The 19033-nt window shown below is 60.6% G+C and carries 14 protein-coding genes; 1 reads left to right on the top strand and 13 read right to left on the bottom strand.

What is annotated here, in order from left to right; genetic code table 11:
* Positions 1-36: 36 nt before the first annotated feature.
* A complete protein-coding gene (locus tag D3M70_RS22555) occupies positions 37-495 on the bottom strand; it encodes a GNAT family N-acetyltransferase (protein ID WP_120127847.1) in 459 nt (152 codons plus the stop codon).
* A 313-nt stretch (positions 496-808) separates the two neighbouring features.
* On the opposite strand from D3M70_RS22555, the gene D3M70_RS22550 reads away from it, so the two are divergent.
* Positions 809-1546 carry an ABC transporter substrate-binding protein gene (locus D3M70_RS22550; RefSeq protein WP_120127846.1) on the top strand — a complete coding sequence of 246 codons (738 nt, stop codon included), beginning with the start codon at positions 809-811 and terminating at the stop codon, positions 1544-1546.
* On the opposite strand, the gene yccS is transcribed toward D3M70_RS22550, so the two are convergent.
* The 12 genes from yccS to D3M70_RS22485 form a co-directional block, all read right to left on the bottom strand.
* On the bottom strand, positions 1527-3734 hold the full coding sequence (yccS, locus tag D3M70_RS22545) for a YccS family putative transporter (protein ID WP_120127845.1): 2208 nt from the start codon (positions 3732-3734) through the stop codon (positions 1527-1529). The two genes, D3M70_RS22550 and yccS, sit on opposite strands and share 20 nt — an antisense overlap.
* Before the next feature lie 223 nt (positions 3735-3957).
* Positions 3958-5136, bottom strand: a complete 1179-nt coding sequence (locus tag D3M70_RS22540) for an NAD(P)/FAD-dependent oxidoreductase (protein ID WP_120127844.1) — start codon at positions 5134-5136, stop codon at positions 3958-3960.
* 157 nt (positions 5137-5293) lie between these two features.
* Positions 5294-6673: an ATP-dependent RNA helicase DbpA gene (gene dbpA, locus D3M70_RS22535; protein WP_120127843.1), complete on the bottom strand. Its 1380-nt coding sequence runs from the start codon at positions 6671-6673 to the stop codon at positions 5294-5296.
* 130 nt (positions 6674-6803) lie between these two features.
* Positions 6804-8246, bottom strand: a complete 1443-nt coding sequence (mdtD, locus tag D3M70_RS22530; RefSeq protein ID WP_120127842.1) for a multidrug transporter subunit MdtD — start codon at positions 8244-8246, stop codon at positions 6804-6806.
* A gap of 156 nt (positions 8247-8402) precedes the next feature.
* The gene (locus D3M70_RS22525; protein WP_120127841.1) at positions 8403-9728 is read right to left on the bottom strand and encodes a TldD/PmbA family protein; all 1326 of its coding nucleotides are present in this window, start codon (positions 9726-9728) and stop codon (positions 8403-8405) included.
* Entirely contained in the window at positions 9728-11170 is a 1443-nt protein-coding gene (locus D3M70_RS22520) for a TldD/PmbA family protein (RefSeq protein WP_120127840.1), read from the bottom strand. The genes D3M70_RS22525 and D3M70_RS22520 overlap by 1 nt, the downstream gene beginning before the upstream one ends.
* A 189-nt stretch (positions 11171-11359) precedes the next feature.
* On the bottom strand, positions 11360-13063 hold the full coding sequence (betA, locus tag D3M70_RS22515) for a choline dehydrogenase (RefSeq protein ID WP_120127839.1): 1704 nt from the start codon (positions 13061-13063) through the stop codon (positions 11360-11362).
* A 148-nt stretch (positions 13064-13211) separates the two neighbouring features.
* Positions 13212-14684, bottom strand: a complete 1473-nt coding sequence (betB, locus tag D3M70_RS22510) for a betaine-aldehyde dehydrogenase (protein ID WP_120127838.1) — start codon at positions 14682-14684, stop codon at positions 13212-13214.
* A gap of 74 nt (positions 14685-14758) precedes the next feature.
* Positions 14759-15352 (bottom strand): transcriptional regulator BetI, encoded by a 594-nt coding sequence (gene betI, locus D3M70_RS22505; protein ID WP_120127837.1) that lies wholly within the window; start codon positions 15350-15352, stop codon positions 14759-14761.
* A gap of 302 nt (positions 15353-15654) precedes the next feature.
* The gene (gene choV, locus D3M70_RS22495) at positions 15655-16836 is read right to left on the bottom strand and encodes a choline ABC transporter ATP-binding protein (RefSeq protein ID WP_120127835.1); all 1182 of its coding nucleotides are present in this window, start codon (positions 16834-16836) and stop codon (positions 15655-15657) included.
* The gene (choW, locus tag D3M70_RS22490) at positions 16833-17681 is read right to left on the bottom strand and encodes a choline ABC transporter permease subunit (protein ID WP_177418471.1); all 849 of its coding nucleotides are present in this window, start codon (positions 17679-17681) and stop codon (positions 16833-16835) included. Before choW ends, choV begins: the two co-directional genes overlap by 4 nt.
* A 64-nt stretch (positions 17682-17745) precedes the next feature.
* Positions 17746-18693, bottom strand: coding sequence for a choline ABC transporter substrate-binding protein (locus tag D3M70_RS22485; protein WP_120127833.1), 948 nt, complete (start codon positions 18691-18693; stop codon positions 17746-17748).
* Positions 18694-19033 lie beyond the last annotated feature (340 nt).

Raw genomic sequence — 19033 nt, 5'->3', positions numbered from 1 at the left:
TTATGGGCGCGACTCGGCGCATAGGAACCCGCGATTTCAATCCAGATCCCGACGCATGCCGATGCGCGAGATGCCTTCCTCGACGTAAACATCCCCCACCGGGTTAAAGCCGTAGCGGCTGTAGTATCCCTGCAGATGCGGCTGTGCCGAAAGATAGATCGGCTGGTCCGGCCAGTTGCGTTCGGCATGTTCCAACGCCTGCACCATCAGTTCATGGCCCATGCCCTTGTTGCGCATGGACGGGGCAGTCACTACACGGCCAATGGTCACGTCGCCGTCCTGTTGTATCGGGTCGAGCAAGCGCAGATAAGCCACCAGCTCTTCATTCTGCCAGGCCATCAGATGCCGCGTATCGCCCACTAAATCCTGACCGTCGACGTCCTGATACCAGCATTTCTGCTCTACGACGAACACCTGCGCGCGCAGCTGCAAGATGGCGTACAACTGCTCTTTGCTCAGGGCAGTGTGGTGTTTGCAAATCCAGTTGATAGACATGACGCCGGCTCACGAAATGAAGTCCATGGCGGATACTAAACGCATATTGCGCTCATCCCAAAGTAACTGCGTAATGACCTGAAAGCGAATGAACGAGACATTGCGCTTTTTTCTTGAACTGCGACACAAACAGCGCTTTGTTATCGGTTGTGGAAAACGCGGAACAGGTCTTCAATGAAGGCCACTTGCTATCCACGTACGTCGCTCACACCCGTTTGTCTCGCTGGTCGTTGCTTGTATCAGGGATGTCACGGTGCCGCTTTATCGCAGCTGAAATCGTCGCAGGCTGTTCGTCTGCCTAAGGATCTTGAGCATGTCGCGTTTGCTTCGAGCCATGGGACTGCTGGGAATGCTGCTGATCGCGCAAGATGCGTGGGCGCAGAAGCTACGTCTGGCAGGCGATGCATGGGCACCTTATGCCGATGTTTCGCTGCTCAATGGCGGCTTGTCTATCGACCTGATCCGTACCGCCTTGACCCGTGCCGGTTACACCACCGAATACGAGCAGGTGCCTTGGGCTCGCGCGATTCACGGCGTCGGCGAGGGGCGTTACGACATCTTGATCAATGCCTGGTACAGCCAAGAGCGCACCCACATCGGGCAGTTTTCCGGCGAGTACCTGATCAATCGCCTGCGTTTTCTCAAGCGCAAGGCGTCCCCCATCGAGTATCAGGATCTGACGCAACTGCACCCGTATTCCATCGCGGTGGTGCGCAGCTACGCCTACTCGCCCGAGTTCGACAGCGATGCTGATCTGAAGAAGGTACCCGTGGCGAGCTTCTCGACCGCCGTGCGGATGCTGGCCGCCGGTAGAGTCGAACTGACTGTCGAGGATGAATACGCCGCGCGTTTCGCCCTCGGCGGCGAGCCTGATGAAGTGCGGACCAATGTGGAGTTTCTGCCAAAGTCACTGAGCGAAAACAGCCTGCACATCCTCGTCAGCCTGAAGAACCCCGATCATGGGAAAATCGTCGCGGATTTCGACAGGGCGATCGCTGCCATGAGGGCCGATGGCACCTACGACAAGTTGTTCAAGCTGCACGGCCTGTGACGTCCGGCTCTTTTTCGGGTGCCTTGATCAGATGCGCAGCGAGTGTGCGCAGCGGCCCCAGCTGACGGCAGATCAAGGCCAGTTGTGTCTGCACCAGCCGCTGGCCCTCGTCGATTTCTTCGGGCATTTGTTCCAGTTCCGTCGCCAGAGCTTCTTCAACGTCACTCTGTACCGCCACCGGCTCGCGCATGGCAAGACTCTGGGCGATTTCATCGATACTCGCGGCCAGATTGGCGCCGGCGCCTTCGATCAATTGTTCGCGTACCTCGTCGGGCAGTTGGGTTTCCCGGTGGGCGCCCAGGCCGGAAAGGTAGCTGAGCAGCGTGTGCGACAGCACCAGAAAGCGGAAGCCCACATCGGCCTCTTTGCGGAAGTGCCCTGGCTCCATGAGCATGTTGGCCAGCGTGGTCGACAGCGCCGCATCAGCGTTGTGAGCGTTGCGCCGGGCCAGGCGATACGCCAGGTCGTCGCTCTTGCCCTTGGCGTATTGCTGCATGATCTGGCGCAGATAAATGCTGTTGCAGGAGAGGGTGTTGGCCAGCACCTTGTTCAAGCGGCGGCCCTGCCAGTCCGGCAGGAACAGGAATACCGCAAGACCTGCGATCAGGCTGCCGAGCAAGGTGTCCATCAGCCGTGGCAAGAACAGCCCGTAACCGTTGCCGACCTGATTGAAGCAGAACAGGATCATCACCGTGATCGCCGCTGTCGACAGCGTGTAGCGCGTGGTTCGGTTGACGAAGAACACCACCCCGGCCAGAACCGCGCACATCGATTGCAGAACGGGCGTGGTGATCAGATCGAACAGAATCCAGCCTGCCGTGAGGCCGATGGCCGTGCCGATGATCCGCTGGCCGAGCTTGCGCCGGGTTGCGCCATAACTCGGCTGACAGACGAAAACCGTGGTCAGGATGATCCAGTAGCCTTGCGACGGGTGAATCAGGTGCAGCGTGATGTAGCCGATCACCAGCGCCAGCGGCAGGCGCAGAGCGTGGCGGAACAGCAGTGAGGTGGGCGTCAGTTGCAGGCGCAAGCGCGTCCAGACATCCTTGAAGTTGCGTGGCGAACGATCCAGCAGGCTGCTGTCGGTGGCATCTGCCAGCGCGTCAGGGTTGCTCGCATCGCTGAGCAGCCGGTCCAGTGTCGCCAAGTTGTTAGCAAGTGCGCGCAGCGAGCGCAGCAGGCCGCGCCAGGCCGGATTGCTCTGAATGCGCAGGTGCTCCAGTGATGCGCGCAAGTCTTCCAGCGCATGGGCAAAGCTGTCGTCGTAGATGAATGGCTGGCGCAGCTGGATCGAAACCGACAGATCGCGACAGGCGTTGCCCTGTTGGCGCAGGAGGCGCTGACAGCGGAACAGCACGTCGCTGTGAAAGAACGCTTCGGCCAGGGAGTTGTAGGGATAGTGCGAGGAGCTGGCGCGCTCGTGGATGTCCTGGGCGAGAAAGTACAGCTTCAGGTAACGACTGACCTTCGAGCCGGGGCGGCCACTGCCTACGCGGTTGAGGATGATTTCCTTGGTGACGTTGAGCGCGGCCACGACCTTGCCGTTCTGCTTCGCCAGTTCCAGACGGCGGGCTTCGACGTCCAGCGTGCGGATCGGTTCAAACAGCTCGGATTTGATCTTCAGGTAGAGCCCCAGCTCACGGAAAAGCCTGGCGAGTGCCTGTTGCACGGGTTGATTGGAGAACAGCATTTGCCACAGCACCGACAGCAGGCCGTACCAGGCGGCGCCTGCGACCAGCAGCATCGGCTCATGCCAAAAGTTGGTGACCTCACCGCCCCGTTGGTCCACGCCGATCATGGTGTAGACCGAGAGGATCAATGTCGCGTAGGCAATCGCCCCATAGCGTTCACCCAATGCACCCAGCATCGTCAGGCAGAACGCGGCGAAGGCGAAGGCGCAGATGAAGAGGACGGGGTAGGGGAACAGCAACTCCACGGACAACGCCGCGATGCTGAAACACACCAGCGTGACCGCCAGCGCATTGAGGCGACCCTGCCAGCTGTCGTCGGTTTCGGACAGGGCACTGGCGATAATCCCCAGGAACAGGGGGATCAGCAGCGACATCTCGTTTTGATACCAGCACAGCGCCATGCTGCCGGTCAGCGCGATGAATACGCGCACGCTGTAGGAAAACTTGTCCAGCGCCCAGAGGCGCCGGAAGGTATTGCGCAACGATTTCGATGCCATGAACGCTGACGGCCTTGTTCGCGATTTTTCGATTTTGCTGAGTGAGTATGTACAGCGCCGAATGCCCGCTGTACATCCGCGAAGCAAAATTTATTCCGCAAGCCTTGCGGCAATTGTTGTTCGAACACGAAACCTGTAGCAGTCCGGCTTGCCGGCGGTGACATATTTGAGATCGCTACCGCCGGCAAGCCGTGCTGCTACAGGGGAGGTGTAATTCCGAAGGTTAAACGTACTGCGCCGCCGCATAGGCGGAGGCCCAGGCCCACTGGAAGTTGAAGCCACCCAGATGCCCGCTGACATCCAGCACTTCGCCGATGAAGTACAGCTTCGGCGACTTCAGGGACTCCATGGTCTTGGACGACACTTCTCGTGTGTCGATCCCGCCCAGAGTCACTTCGGCGGTGCGATAGCCTTCGGTGCCGGCCGGAACCACCTGCCAGCTCGCCAGTTTTTCGGCGATGTCGGCCAGCTCGGCGTGGGTGTACTGCTTCATCGGTTTGGAGACGAACCATTGCTCGGCGATCAGGTTGGCCATCTTCTTGGTGAAGATTTCGCCAAGCAGGGTCTTCAGTTCGCTGTTGGGACGTTCGGCCTGTTGCTCGGTCAGCCAGTTGTGGGCGTCGAGATCGGGCATCAGGTTGATTTCGACTGCGTCACCCGGATTCCAGAACGAGGAAATCTGCAGGATCGCCGGGCCGCTCAGGCCACGGTGGGTGAACAGGATGTTCTCGCGAAAGCTGGTGTCGTTGCAGCTCACCATGCAGTCCACCGAGGTGCCGGTCAGTTCGGTACAGAGTTCTTTCAGCTGATCGGTGATGGTAAACGGCACCAGGCCTGCGCGGGTTGGCAACAGGGTGTGACCGAACTGCTTGCCGACCTGATAACCGAACCCGGTGGCGCCCAGCGTGGGAATGGACAGCCCGCCAGTGGCGATCACCAGCGATTCGCAATTGATGTTGCCCAGAGTGGTTTGCAGCAGATAGCCGCTTTCGGTCTTCTCGATGGACTGCACCGAGGTGTCCATGTGCAGACTCACGCCTGCGCCATCGCATTCGCTGAGCAGCAGGCCGAGGATGTCGCTGGACTTGTTGTCACAGAACAGCTGGCCTAGTTTCTTCTCGTGGTACGGCACGCCGTGTTTGCCCACCAGCGCGATGAAATCCCACTGGGTGTAGCGGGCCAGAGCCGACTTGCAGAAGTGCGGGTTCTGCGAGAGGAAGTTGGCAGGCTCGGTGTACAGGTTGGTGAAGTTGCAGCGGCCGCCGCCCGACATGAGGATTTTCTTGCCCGGCTTGTTCGCGTGATCGATCAGCATCACCTTGCGGCCACGATTGGCGGCGGTGAATGCACACATCAAACCTGCGGCGCCGGCGCCGATGATCACAACGTCAGTAACGGGCAAAGCGGTGTCCTCGGGGGGGTATTGGGAGATCTGTGTTCGATCGTTCCCACGCTCTGCGTGGTAACGCATATTGCGACGCTCTGCGTCGCAGGGACGCGGAGCGTCCCGCACGGCATTCCCACGCGGAGCATGGGAACGATCAATGGATAGCGGGTACTTACAAAATCCGGACCCGCAACGACTTGCCCTTGATCTTGCCGTTGTTCAGACGCTCCAGCGCCTGCTTGGCGATGCTGCGCTCAACGGCCACGTAGGCCTGGAAATCAAAAATCGCGATCTTGCCGACCTGAGTGCCAGGAACCCCGGCTTCGCCCGTCAACGCACCAAGGATGTCGCCTGGACGCAGTTTGTCCTTGCGGCCCGAGCCGATGCACAGGGTGGTCATCGGGGGCAGCAGTTTGCCGCCTTCCTTGCGCGTTAGCTGGTCGTACTGTTGCCAGTTCAGCGGCGCCTTTTGCAATTCTTCGACCGCGCGGGCCCGCTGGCTCTCACCCGGCGCCACGAGGCTGACGGCAATGCCGGTCTCGCCTGCACGACCGGTACGGCCGACGCGGTGAATGTGGATTTCCGAATCACGGGCCAGTTCGACGTTGATCACCATGTCCAGCGCATCGATGTCCAGGCCACGGGCGGCAACGTCGGTGGCGACCAGTACCGAGGTGCTGCGGTTGGCGAACATTGCCAGTACCTGATCACGATCACGCTGCTCCAGGTCGCCGTGCAGGCCAACTGCGGACATGCCCTTGGCGGTCAGGTGATCGACCACTTCCTGAACCTGCTGCTTGGTGAAGCAGAACGCCACGCAAGACTGCGGACGGAAATGGTCGAGGACTTTCACCACGGCTTCCAGGCGTTGCTCCGGCGAGATCTCGTAGAAAATCTGCTCGATCTGACTGTCGGCGTGCAGCGCTTCGACCTTCACGGTCTGCGGGTCACGCATGAACTTGGACGCCAGTTGCTTGATGCCGACCGGGTAGGTAGCCGAGAACAGCAGGGTCTGACGGCGTTCCGGGGTTTGTTCGATGATGTCGGCGATCGAGTCGTAGAACCCCATGTCGAGCATGCGATCGGCTTCGTCGAGGACCAGCGTGTTCAGGCCGTCCAGCACCAGTGAACCCTTGCGCAAATGCTGCTGGATGCGGCCCGGCGTGCCGACGATGATGTGCGCGCCATGCTCCAGTGAGCCGATCTGCGGGCCGAAGGACACGCCGCCGCACAGGGTCAGGACCTTGATGTTGTCTTCGGAACGGGCCAGGCGACGGATTTCCTTCGCCACCTGGTCGGCCAGTTCGCGGGTCGGGCACAGCACCAGCGCCTGACAGCCGAAATAACGCGGATTGATCGGGTTGAGCAGGCCGATACCGAATGCCGCAGTCTTGCCCGAGCCGGTCTTGGCCTGGGCGATGAGGTCCATGCCCTTGAGGATCACCGGCAGGCTCTGCGCCTGAATCGGCGTCATCTCGGCATAACCAAGGGATTCCAGGTTAGCCAGCATGGCGGCGGAAAGGGGCAATGAGTTGAACGCGGTGTTAGTCACAAGAGTGGCCTGCAAAACAAAATGTCGCGCAGTGTATCAGGTCGCAGCCCCTGCCTTGGGGCTGCGGGCGATAAATGGTGGCGCTTTATGATGATCCATGCGGTGAACATCTGTAGCCGTGGCGGAATCACTACGCCTCGATCTCAGGCTCGGTTTGCGGTTTGCGCGGTGGATTCTCAGGCGGCATGCGGGGCGAGAGCTGCAGGAAAATCGACGCCGCCAGCATCGCCAGCACCCCGACACACAGGAACGTCAGCTGGAATGCCCCCAGAACGCTGCTGACTTCGCCCGTCGAGACATCATCGGTGAAGCCACCCAGCAACGCCGCCGCGCAGGCAACGCCGAGGCTCAGCGACAACTGCGCGACCACCCACAGCAAGCTGTTGCCGCTCGCGGCGCTGGCGTCGTCCAGGTCGATCAGGGTCACGGCGTTCATCGCCGAGAACTGCAGCGAATTCACCCCGCCCAGGAACGCCAGATGAATGAGCAGCATCCAGTAAGGCGTGTCGGCGCCCACCAGCGACATGCTTGCCAGCAGAATGCCCAGCAAAAGGGTGTTGCCTGTCAGCACGATCCGGTAACCCAGACGCTCGATGGCCCGAGTCGCCAGCGGTTTGGCGAACATCGCCGCCAACGCCAGCGGGATCATGCTCATCCCTGCGTGGGACGGCGAATACCCCAGCGCCACTTGCAGCATCAGCGGCACCAGAAACGGAAGAGCACCGCTGCCCAGGCGGGCGAACAGGTTGCCCATGATCCCCACCGCGAAACTGCGTGTGCGAAACAGCGAAGCGGAGAACAGCGGCGCTTCCACATGCCCGGCGCGCAGCCAGTATGCAGCCAGACAAGCCATGCCGCCGAACAGCAGCATCACCACGCGCAGATGCGGCAGATGCAATTCACCCAAGCCTTCCAGCGCGATAGTGATCAGCACCATCGAGGCGCCAAACAGCGTGAAACCCACCAGATCGAAACGCGTGCGCCCGCCGCCTTGCAGGTCGGGAATGAACTTGCGCACCGCGAAGCAGCCGAGAATTCCTACCGGAATGTTGATCAGGAAGATCCAGTGCCAGCTCAGGTATTCCACCAGCCAGCCGCCCACTGTTGGGCCCATCAGCGGGCCAAGCAGCGCGGGCATGGTGATGAAGCTGAGGATGCGCACCAGCTCGGTCCGCGGGTAGGCGCGTAGCACGATCAGCCTGCCGACCGGCATCATCAATGCGCCGCCGAGTCCCTGAATCACGCGCGCGGCGACCAGCATGCCGAGGGTGTTGGCAGCAGCGCAGAGCAGGGAGCCGAAGCTGAACAGGAGAATGGCGCTGAAGAAGATGCGCTTGATGCCGAAGCGGTCGGAAATCCAGCCGGATGCCGGGATCAGCAGAGCGATGGTCAGCATATAGGCAATGATGACGGACTGCATGCGCAGCGGATCTTCGGACAGCGAACCGGCCATGGACGGCAAAGCGGTGTTGAGGATCGTGCCGTCCAGGCTTTGCATGAAAAAGGCGATTGCGATGACCCATGGCATCCAGCGCAGGGTTCTGGCGTCCAGTTGCGGCGTCGAGGTCGGCATGTGAATCGTGGGTCCTTATTGGTTTTCCTGGGAGTCGGAGCGCGGTGCATTTTTGTAGGAGCGCGCTTGCCCGCGATAGCGGTATGTCAGTCGGCATTTTCGGTGCAGACAGATTGCATCGCGGGCAAGCGCGCTCCTACAGGTATGCCGGGTTTATCACAGCGTCAGCGTCAACCTGCTCACCAACGCCCCGGGCAGCAGATTCGAGGCTGTCTGGCGTTGACTGTAGGTGCTCGCCGAGAGGATGAGTTCCCTTTCCGTCGTCAATTGTTCCAGCGAGCCGCCGAGCAGGCTGAAGATGCTGTCATCAAAACGCATGGTACTGACCGGTGCCTTGATCTTGCCGTCCTCGACCCAGAAAGTCGCAAACCGGGTCATGCCGGTAATACGTCCGGCCGTGCGGTCTGAGAAATTCAGGTACCACAGATTGCTGATGTACAGGCCGGTGCCCAGCTCTTTGAGCACGTCGTCCAGCGCCAGTGAGCCGCCGTTCATGCTTAGCGCGCTGGGCGACTCGCCCCAGCCCGCGCCGTTGGCAGCCAGACCGTATTCGGCTGCGCTGCGTGAGTCGATCAGGCGATCCTTCGCAGCGCCTTCGTCGATCAGAGACAAGTCCGAGCGGGGGTAGCCTTCGCCGGAAAACGCGGGCGACAAGGAGCCGGTCACCTGCTCGTCAACACTCACCAACGGATTGAGCGTGGCCTGGCCGTCATACAGCCGCTGCAACGGGCTGGTCTTGTCGGCCAGTGATTGCGCTGAAAATCCGCCCCAGCACAACATGCCCACGATTTCTTCCAGCGCGGCCGGCGCCAGGTAGGCCCGGTATTGGCCGGGCGCCAGCGTGTGCGACGGCTGGCCGAGAAAGGTCAGTTGCTCGCGCGCAAGCTCCAAGCGTCTGGCGAAGGTCTCGTCGCTCCATTCATGACCGGCGTAGTTGGCTTTCACAGCCTGCCCGTTCTCGTGGAACAGGCTCCAGTCGAAGTTGAAGCTGTTCGCCTGATGCCATCCCATGGCGCCATTGGAACTGGCGAAACCACGGTAGATCGGTCCTGCGGCGTAGATACCCACCAGATCCAGCCCTTCGCTCAGCTGCGCAATTCGTTCGGCCACATATGCGCTGTCGGGCAGCGGCGCGTCTTGAACGTTGGTGCTGTGCCAGGCGTCATCGTTGAGAAGCAGGTAGGGGTCTTCCGGCAGCAGCGTCAGGGTCTCGCGCAACTGATCCAAGGCTTGCGCGAGGCGCTGACGGTCGACGGCCTCATCGCCGGACAATGTCAGGCTCAGGTCGGCGTGACGCCCATTATCGATCAGCTTGAACTGCACGCTGGCCTGCTGCACATGACCGGCCTGACGCACCTTGGCGTGGTTGAACCGAATGAAATCCGAAGCCTCGGCGTTGTAGCTGAGGGTGAAGCGCTCCGGACCCGTGATGGCACTGTTCAGCCAGTCGGCCAGAGCGTTGAATCGAGCTTGATGGGACATCAGGCGTCACCTCCAAATACATCGACATTGGCGAATACACACGCGGGCGAAGCATGGCCGACGCGCACCACCTGATTGGGTTCGCCCTTGCCGCAGTTCGGCGTGCCCAGGACCTTGAAAGTGCTGGCATCACCGACCGCGCTCAGGTTGCGCCAGAATTGCGCGGAAATCGCCCGGTAGTTCGGGTTCTTCACCACCCCCTTGAGTTCGCCATTCTCGATCAACTGACCCCACTCGCAGCCGAACTGGAATTTGTTGCGCGCGTCGTCGATTGACCATGACCGGTTGGTGCTCATCAAAATGCCGTGCTCGATGCCGCCGATCAGTTGCGCCATCGACTTGTCGCCCGGTTCGATGTTGAGGTTCGCCATGCGGTCGATGGGTGCGCGGTTCCAGCTGCATGCACGGCTGTTGGCCACGCCTTCCATGCCGGAACGGTACTGCGACAGCGCGCCTCCCAACGGCCGCTCGAGAATGCCGTCCCTGATCAGGAACTGCTTGCTGGCCGGGGTGCCATCGTCGTCGAAACCGTAGCTCGCCAGTTGCTCGGGGATCTCGGGGTCGAACGTCACGTTGAGCAGGTCCGAGCCGTACCGCAGGGTGCCGAAGTCGCTGGCTTTGACGAAGCTGGTGCCGGCGTAATTGCGCTCGTCGCCCAGGATGCGGTCCAGCTCCAGCGGGTGGCCGATGGATTCGTGGATCTGCAGGATCATCTGATCCGGCGTCAGCAGCAGGTCCCGCGGGCCGGCCGGCGTGTTCGGCGCCATGATCAGTTGCAACGCCTGATCGGCCACATTGGAAGCAGCACCGATGATGCCGCAGGAAGTGATGACTTCCGCGCCGCCCTGTTGGCCGAAGTTTTCACGACCCAGGCTACGGGTCTGGCTGTCCTGGCCGTCATAGGCCGTGACGCTGAGACCCGGGAAGACAAAGCGCTGGGCCTGACGAATCTCGGCGCCGGCGCTGTTCAGGTAAATCTGCTCGACGTTTTCCAGGCCCAGGCTGACCTGCCAGTTAACCAGACGCTCGTCTTTGGGCACGGACGCGGATTCGCTACCCAGCAGTGCATAGCAGTCGCTCAGCGAGGGGAAAGCGTTGGTCAGGTTCGGCGACAGATAATCTGCGCGGCTGGTGGCGACGGCGTGTTCACGAAGATCGAGCAACGAGTGCGGGGCGAGCATTCGGGCCAGCGATTCGGCCTGCTCGAGGGCGGCCTGCAAGCCACGCTGCGAAATATCGTTGGTGGCCGCATAGGCCTCGACGCCGTTGATGCGCACGGTCAGCATCGCCCCTTCGTCGGTGCTCAGTTGCGGCGGCTCAGGGACGTTTTTGCGGACCGACAGGTGCTGACTGGTCTGTTTGACGTAACGCAGGGAGAAAAAACGGGCGCTGCTCTGCAGGGCTGCAAACCGCTGTTTGAGTTGAGCGGAAAAGTCGAACATGCAGGAAAACTCCTTGGCGATTCGGACGGGCAACGGTCCGAATCATAGCGCGCTTGAGCGGTTCGGCGGGGGACAGATGTCCAGCAACCTCCTGAGCGACGCCATGCATCTGTAGCAGCACGGCTTGCCGGCGGAGGCGATCTCAGGTCCGCTACCGCCGCAAGCCGTGCTGCTACAGGCCAAGGGGTGTCAATTTGCAGCCGGAGCTACCTCACGCATTGGCTTGCCGCGCACCGGTGCATCTCCGGCCACGTAATACTTGGCAGTGCTGCGTGGCAGTGGCGAACGCCCACGGATTCTGTCGGCGATCTTCTCGGCGATCATGATCGTTGGCGCGTTCAGGTTGCCGGTGGTGATGATCGGCATGATCGAGGCATCGACCACTCGCAGGCTCTGCATGCCATGTACGCGGCCCTCGTGATCGACCACCGCCATTTCATCGGTGCCCATCTTGCATGAGCAGGAGGGGTGAAACGCGGTCTCGGCGTGCTCGCGGACGAACTGGTCGAGTTGCTCGTCGGACTGCACTTCCAGGCCAGGGCTGATCTCGCGGCCCCGGTATTTGTCCAGCGCGGGCTGCTGCATGATCTCGCGGGTCAGGCGGATGCCGTCGCGGAATTCCTGCCAGTCCTGCTCGGTGGACATGTAGTTGAAAAGGATGCTCGGGTACTCGCGCGGGTTCTTCGACTTCAACTGCACGTGGCCACGGCTTGGCGAGCGCATCGAACCGACGTGCGCCTGGAACCCATGCTCTTTCACGCCATTGCTGCCGTTGTAATTAATCGCCACCGGCAGGAAATGGTACTGAATGTTCGGCCACTCGAATTCTTCGCGGGAGCGAATGAAACCGCCGGCTTCGAACTGGTTGCTGGCGCCGATGCCTTTGCCCAGGAACAGCCATTTGGCACCGATGGCCGGCTGGTTCCACCAGAGCAGGGAAGGGTACAGAGAGACCGGTTCCTTGCAGGCGTATTGCAGGTACATCTCCAGGTGGTCCTGGAGGTTTTCGCCGACGCCCGGTAGGTCGTGAACCACCGGAATGTCGAGCTTGTTCAGCAGCGCGGCAGGGCCGACGCCGGAGCGTTGCAGGATCTGCGGCGACGCGATCGCGCCGCTGCACAGCAGAACTTCTTTGCGCGCACGGGCTTCGACGCGGGTGTCGCTGTCGCCGACCAGATACGCCACGCCTACCGCACGCTTGCCCTCGAACAGGATGCGATCGGTCAACGCGTGGGTGACGATGGTCAGGGTCGAACGCTTCTTGGCTTCATCCAGATACCCGCGCGCGGTACTGGCACGACGGCCGTTCGGGGTGACCGTGCGGTCCATCGGGCCGAAGCCTTCCTGCTGATATCCATTGAGGTCGTCGGTGCGCGGATACCCCGCCTGCACGCCCGCCTCGACCATTGCGTGGAACAGCGGGTTATTGCCGGCTTTGGGCGTGGTTACGCTGACCGGGCCTTCACCACCGTGGTAATCGTTGGGGCCGATGTCGCGGGTCTCTGCCTTGCGGAAATACGGCAGGCAGTCCAGATAGCTCCAGTCTTCCAGACCGGGCAGCTTTGCCCAGCCGTCATAGTCCATGGCGTTGCCGCGGATGTAGCACATGCCGTTGATCAGCGATGAACCGCCCAGGCCCTTGCCGCGACCGCATTCCATCCTGCGGTTGTTCATATGTGGCTCTGGCTCGGTCTCGTAGGCCCAGTTGTAGCGACGGCCCTGCAGCGGGAACGCCAGCGCGGCAGGCATTTGCGTGCGGAAGTCGGCGCGGTAGTCCGGGCCGCCGGCTTCGAGCAACAGGACGGTGACGCCCGCGTCTTCGGTGAGACGGGCCGCCAGGGTATTACCGGCCGAGCCTGCGCCGATGATGATGTAATCGAATTTCTGAGGCATGAAATCCTCCGTTCAGAAAGTGGAGCCGGGAAATTCCATGTAGGAGTGAGCTTGCTCGCGACTGCAGTGTGTCGGACAAAGATGTTGAATGTGCCGACGCTATCGCGAGCAAGCTCACTCCTACAGTTTTGGGTGTAGGCGTAGGGCTTTAGAAAACCGACGCGTAATCGCCCAGCTCGACCTGTACCGATTTGATCCGCGTGTACTGCGCCAGCGAGCTGATGCCGTTCTCGCGGCCGACGCCTGATTGCTTGTAACCACCTACCGGCATCTTCGCGTCGGACTCGCCCCAGGCGTTGATCCAGCAGATACCGGCTTCCAGCTGATGGATCACGCGATGGGCGCGGTTGATGTCGCGAGTGACGATACCGGCGGCCAGACCGAACTCGGTGTCGTTGGCGCGGCGGATCACTTCATCTTCGGACTCGTAGCTGAGGATGCTCATCACCGGGCCGAAGATCTCTTCTTTGACGATGGTCATCTCGTCGGTGCAGTCGGTGAACACGGTCGGCGCAACGAACGCACCCTTGGCGAAGTCGCCGTCGGTCATGCGATCACCGCCGATCAACAGACGCGCGCCCTCTTCCTTGCCCTTGGCGATGTAGCCCAGCACGCTTTCCATGTGGGCGAAGCTCACCAAGGGGCCGAAGTTGGTGTTGTCGTCTTCCGGGTTGCCGACACGGATGCGTTTGACGCGCTCCAGGATCTTCGCCTCGAACGCCGCTTTCAATGCGCTCGGCACGAACACGCGAGTACCGTTGGTGCAGACCTGACCGGAGCTATAGAAGTTAGCCATCATCGCGATGTCCGCGGCGCGATCCAGATCGGCGTCGTCGAAGATGATCAACGGGGACTTGCCGCCCAGCTCCATGGTCACTTCCTTGAGCGACGAACTCGAAGCGCTGCCCATGACTTTCTTGCCGGTATCGGTGCCGCCAGTGAACGAGACTTTCTCGATGCGTGGGTGCTCGGTCAGCCAGGTGCCAACTTCGCGACCGCTACCGGTCAACACGTTGAACACGCCATCCGGAAGACCGGCTTCGGTGTAGATCTCAGCCAGTTTCAGCGTGGTCAGCGAGGTGACTTCGCTCGGTTTGAAAATCATGGCGTTGCCCGCAGCCAGCGCAGGCGCAGATTTCCACAGGGCGATCTGGATCGGGTAGTTCCAGGCGCCAATACCGACGGTGACGCCCAGTGGCTCGCGGCGGGTGTAAACGAAGGAAGACGTGCGCAGCGGAATCTGCTCGCCTTCGATGGCCGGGACCAGACCAGCGTAATACTCCAGAACATCGGCGCCAGTGACGATGTCGACGTATTTGGTTTCAGAGATTGATTTGCCGGTGTCCAGGGTTTCGAGCGCGGCCAGCTCGTCGTTGCGCTCGCGCAGGATATCGACGGCGCGACGCAGAACGCGGGAGCGCTCCATGGCGGTCATTGCAGCCCAGATTTTCTGGCCTTTTTCGGCACTGACGACAGCGCGTTCGACGTCAGCTTCAGTGGCTCGCTGGACCTTGGCGAGCACTTCGCCATTGGCCGGGTTGATGGCTTCGAAGGTCGCGTCGCTGCTGGCGTCGACGTAACCACCGTCAATGTAGAGTTTTTGCAATTCGAAACGGGCCATAAAGTCCTCGCGGTTGTCTGTGAATGGCATTGATCGAGTGCGCCGAGCGCCACATCGAACATTGTGCGGCGGCTTCAGCTCACCGCTTTTGCCAATTGGAGATCCATGTATTCGAAGGCGATCTGTTGCGCCTGCTCGGTATCGAAGGCGTCGCCGGAAAGCGCGCCGCGTAGCCACAGGCCGTCGATCAGCGCGGCCAGACCGCGGGCAGCGGTGCGTGCGTCATCCAGGGTCAGCACGCGGCGGAACTGGCAGCACAGGTTCGAATACAGGCGGTGATCGTTGATCCGCTGTAAGCGGTGCAGCGGCGGCGAGTGCATGCTGGTCGCCCAGAAGGCCAACCAGGTTTTCATCGCCGGGCCGTTGACCTGGCTGGCGTCGAAGTTGCCCTCGATGATGACTTTCAGATGCGCCCGGGGGCTGTCGTCGGTCAGGGCCTGGCGGCGCTCGGCGACGTTGATGATCAGTGCATTCATCAGGTGGCGCATGGTCGCTGCGATCAGGCCGTTCTTGTCCTGAAAGTAGTGACTGATGATGCCGTTGGAGACGCCCGCCAGTTTGGCGATCAGCGCGATGCTCGCATCCCCCATCCCGACCTGATCGACCGCCGAAAGCGTGGCCTGAATCAGCTGCTGACGACGAATGGGTTGCATACCGACCTTGGGCATCTGGAGTCTCCTTGGCTCGCCGAGTGAACGTGAGTGACTGAAAAACGGCCTCCAGTCTAGTGCTTTTTAATTGAACGTTCAATCAACAAAAAAAGATGGGCGTGCGCAAAGGCTGTAAACGGCAACTTCTGCGAGGCCGGATCCTATGCTGATCGTTCCTCACGCTCTGCGTGGGAATGCCGCCCCTGACGCTCCGCGTCATACCGTGGGACGCGGAGCGTCCCGAGATGCATTCCCACGCGGAGCGTGGGAACGATCAGAACGATCAGATCTGCAGGTATTGCGTTAAGCGTGTGTTGCGATCAACCGTGATTCTTGCCGAGCAATGCGTGATAGAGCTCGCTGTCGCCCAGAATCCCCACCAACTGGTTGTTCTCTTGCAGCATCAGCTTGTTACCGGTGTGATAGCGGATCTGCAGCGCATCGCGCATGCCGATGTCCGAGTGCACGACTGTTGGTCGGCGGCCCAGGTTCTCGACGGCCTGGCCCGGTTCCCAGCTTTGCAGGTCGACAGCGGCGCCGTGCTGACGCAGGCCTTTGATGGTGTTGCCATCGGCCAGGTCGATCCACGAATCGTCGCCCGGATCCAGGCATACTTGAGAGCCGTTGATGCGGGTGCAATCGGTGATCGGACGCATCAGGCTGCGACCGCACAGCACGTTGAGCGGATTGGTATGAGCGACGAAGGTACGCACGTATTCGTCCGCAGGATTCAGGACGATCTCTTCCGGCACGCTGTACTGAATGATCCGGCCGTCTTTCATGATCGCGATCCGGGTGCCGAGCTTGAGGGCTTCGTCCAGGTCGTGGCTCACGAACACGATGGTCTTGCTCAGTTTCTTCTGCAACGCGAGCAACTCGTCCTGCAGACCCTGACGAATCAGTGGGTCAAGTGCGGAGAACGGTTCGTCCATCAGCAGAATGTCGGCGTCCATTGCCAGTGCGCGCGCCAGGCCGACACGTTGCTGCATACCGCCGGAAAGTTCGTCGGGCTTCTTGTTGCGCCACTGCGTCAGGCCCACCAGTTCGAGCTTTTCGTCCACCAACTGGCGGCGCTCTTTCTCGGGACGACCCTGCATTTCCAGACCGAAGCTGATGTTCTCGCGAACGGTCAGCCATGGCATCAAGGCGAACTTCTGGAACACCATGGCGATGCGCTTGGTGCGCATCATCTTCAGTTCTGCCGGGGTGCAGTTGGCGATGTTGATCTGCTTGCCTTCGTGCTCGACGAACAGCGAGCCCCGACTGACCGTGTTCAACCCGTTGATGCAGCGCAGGAGGCTGGATTTGCCTGAGCCCGACAAGCCCATCAATACACAGATTTCGCCTTTATTGACCTCCAGACTGGCTTTTTCCACGCCCACGATCTGGCCGGTTTTTTTCAGGATTTCTGGCCGCGCGAGGCCCTGATCCAGGAGCTTGAGAGCTTCACGCGGGTCTTTGGAGAAGACGACGTCTACCTGGTCGAATTTGATGATGCTCATGCGTCGGCCCTCACTTTAGCGTCGGGTTGTTTGCAGATACGGTCGAGCATGATCGCCAGCAATACGATCGCCAGGCCTGCTTCGAAGCCTAGAGCGATATCAGCAGTGTTCAGTGCGTTGACCACGGGTTTGCCCAGGCCGTCGGCGCCAACCAGCGCTGCAATCACCACCATCGACAGCGACAGCATGATGCACTGGGTGATACCGGCCGCGATGCTTGGCATGGCGTGGGGCAGTTCGATTCGGGACAGCAGTTGACGGCGGGAGCAGCCGAAGGCCTTGCCGGCGTCGAGCAGTTCTTGCGGGACATCGCAGATGCCCAGGTAGGTCAGTCGGATGGGTGCGGCAATCGCAAACACCACCGTCGAAATCAGACCCGGTACCACGCCCAGCCCGAAGAGGGTCAGGGTTGGAATCAGGTAAACGAAAGTCGGTACGGTCTGCATGAGGTCAAGAACCGGACGCATGCAGGTGTAAAACATCGGCTTGTGCGCGGCGACGATGCCAAGCGGCACGCCGATCACGACGCAGACCAGGGTGGCGAACAGCACCTGGGCCAGGGTTTCCATGGTTTCCTGCCAATACCCCAGGTTCAGGATCAACAGAAACGAAATGATGACGAAGGCGGTCAGGCCCCATTTGCGCTGAATGTAATGGGCAAGCAGAGCTATCAGGCCGATCAGGACAAAAGGGTTGAACCAGGTCAGACCCGAGGTCAGTCCGTGGATCATGGCTTCCAGTGACGAGGCAATGGCGTCGAAGGTGCTGGCGCCGTGTTGGGTCAGCCAGTCGACAAAGCCTGCGATGTACTGGCCTAGGGGGATTTTATGATCAGTCAGCATGATATCGATTGTCCGCGTGCGGGATGAAAAGAGGACAACAGGCGGGCGGACCCGCCTGCCTGTCGAGTTACTTCGTCAGCTCGGCTTTAGCGGCTTCCAGGCCAGGTTTACCGTCCACTGTGGTAACACCCGCCAGCCAGGTGTCGAGTACTTGAGGGTGTTTTTTCAGCCATGCCTTGGCGGCTGCTTCAGGCTTCATCTTGTCGTCAAGAATGTTGCCCATCAGTTCGCTTTCCATGTCGACGGTGAATTCCAGGTTCTTCAACAACTGACCGACGTTGCTGCACTCGGCCGAGTAACCCTTGCGAGTGTTGGTCGCGACGGTCGCGGCGCCGAAGTCAGGGCCGAAGAAGTCGTCTCCGCCGGTCAGGTACTGGATCTTGAAGCGCTTGTTCATCGGGTGCGGTGCCCAGCCGAGGAATACCACGGCGGTGTCACGTTTGGAGGCGCGATCGACTTGGGAGAGCATGCCGGCTTCACTCGACTCGACCATTTTGAAACCGGCGGTTTTCAGGCCGAAGGCGTCTTTGTCGATCATGCTCTGGATCAGACGGTTGCCGTCGTTGCCGGGCTCGATGCCGTAGATCTTGCCGTCGAGTTCTTTCTTGAATTTGGCGATGTCGGCGAAATCGTGCAGGCCTTTGTCGTACAGCGCTTGCGGAACGGCCAGGGTGTATTTGGCGCCCGTGAGGTTGGTCCGCACCACTTCGACAGTGCCGGCGTCACGGTAAGGCTTGATGTCGTTTTCCATGGTCGGCATCCAGTTGCCGAGGAACACGTCCATGTTTTTGCCATCAGCCAGCGACTTGTAAGTCACGGGCACGGAAATCATGGTGGTCTTGGTCTTGTAGCCAAGCGACTGGAGAACGACGCTGGTGGTGGCGGTCGTTGCGGTGATATCGGTCCAGCCTACATCGGAAAAATTGACCGTCTGACAGGCCGCGGGCTCTGCGGCCTGGGCCAGCATGGGCAGACTCAGCGCAACGCCCAGCAAAAGCTTGTGTGAACCTTTCATGGTTGGACTCCTTAGGTGTTTTCTTCTCGTCATCAGCCTGGGCTGACGCGTCTTTTTTGGTGTCGGCGAGTCAAGTGGGAAAACAGCTCTATCACTGCGTTTGGCGATTGAGTCGACAACGATCATGTAACAGGGGAAAACAAACGCCTACAGGGGGCGTCGTAACCAGTACATAGGGGGTCGTATCCAGTGTCAGTGACGTCGCTTACAGATTTTTTCCCCGCTCGCCGACCGGTTTTCGAGTGCTAATGCGGCAAAAAGTGTCAATAACGGTGGCGGCTGTTCTTTTGGGGACGTGCTCCTGGAGGCTGGGAGTAGCCGCGACGTTTGTGGACAAGAG

The sequence above is a fragment of the Pseudomonas sp. LS-2 genome (assembly GCF_003605735.1).
Taxonomy (GTDB): domain Bacteria; phylum Pseudomonadota; class Gammaproteobacteria; order Pseudomonadales; family Pseudomonadaceae; genus Aquipseudomonas.
Note: the sequence above shows the minus strand (reverse complement) of the source record. Positions and strands in the feature narration are given on the sequence as shown.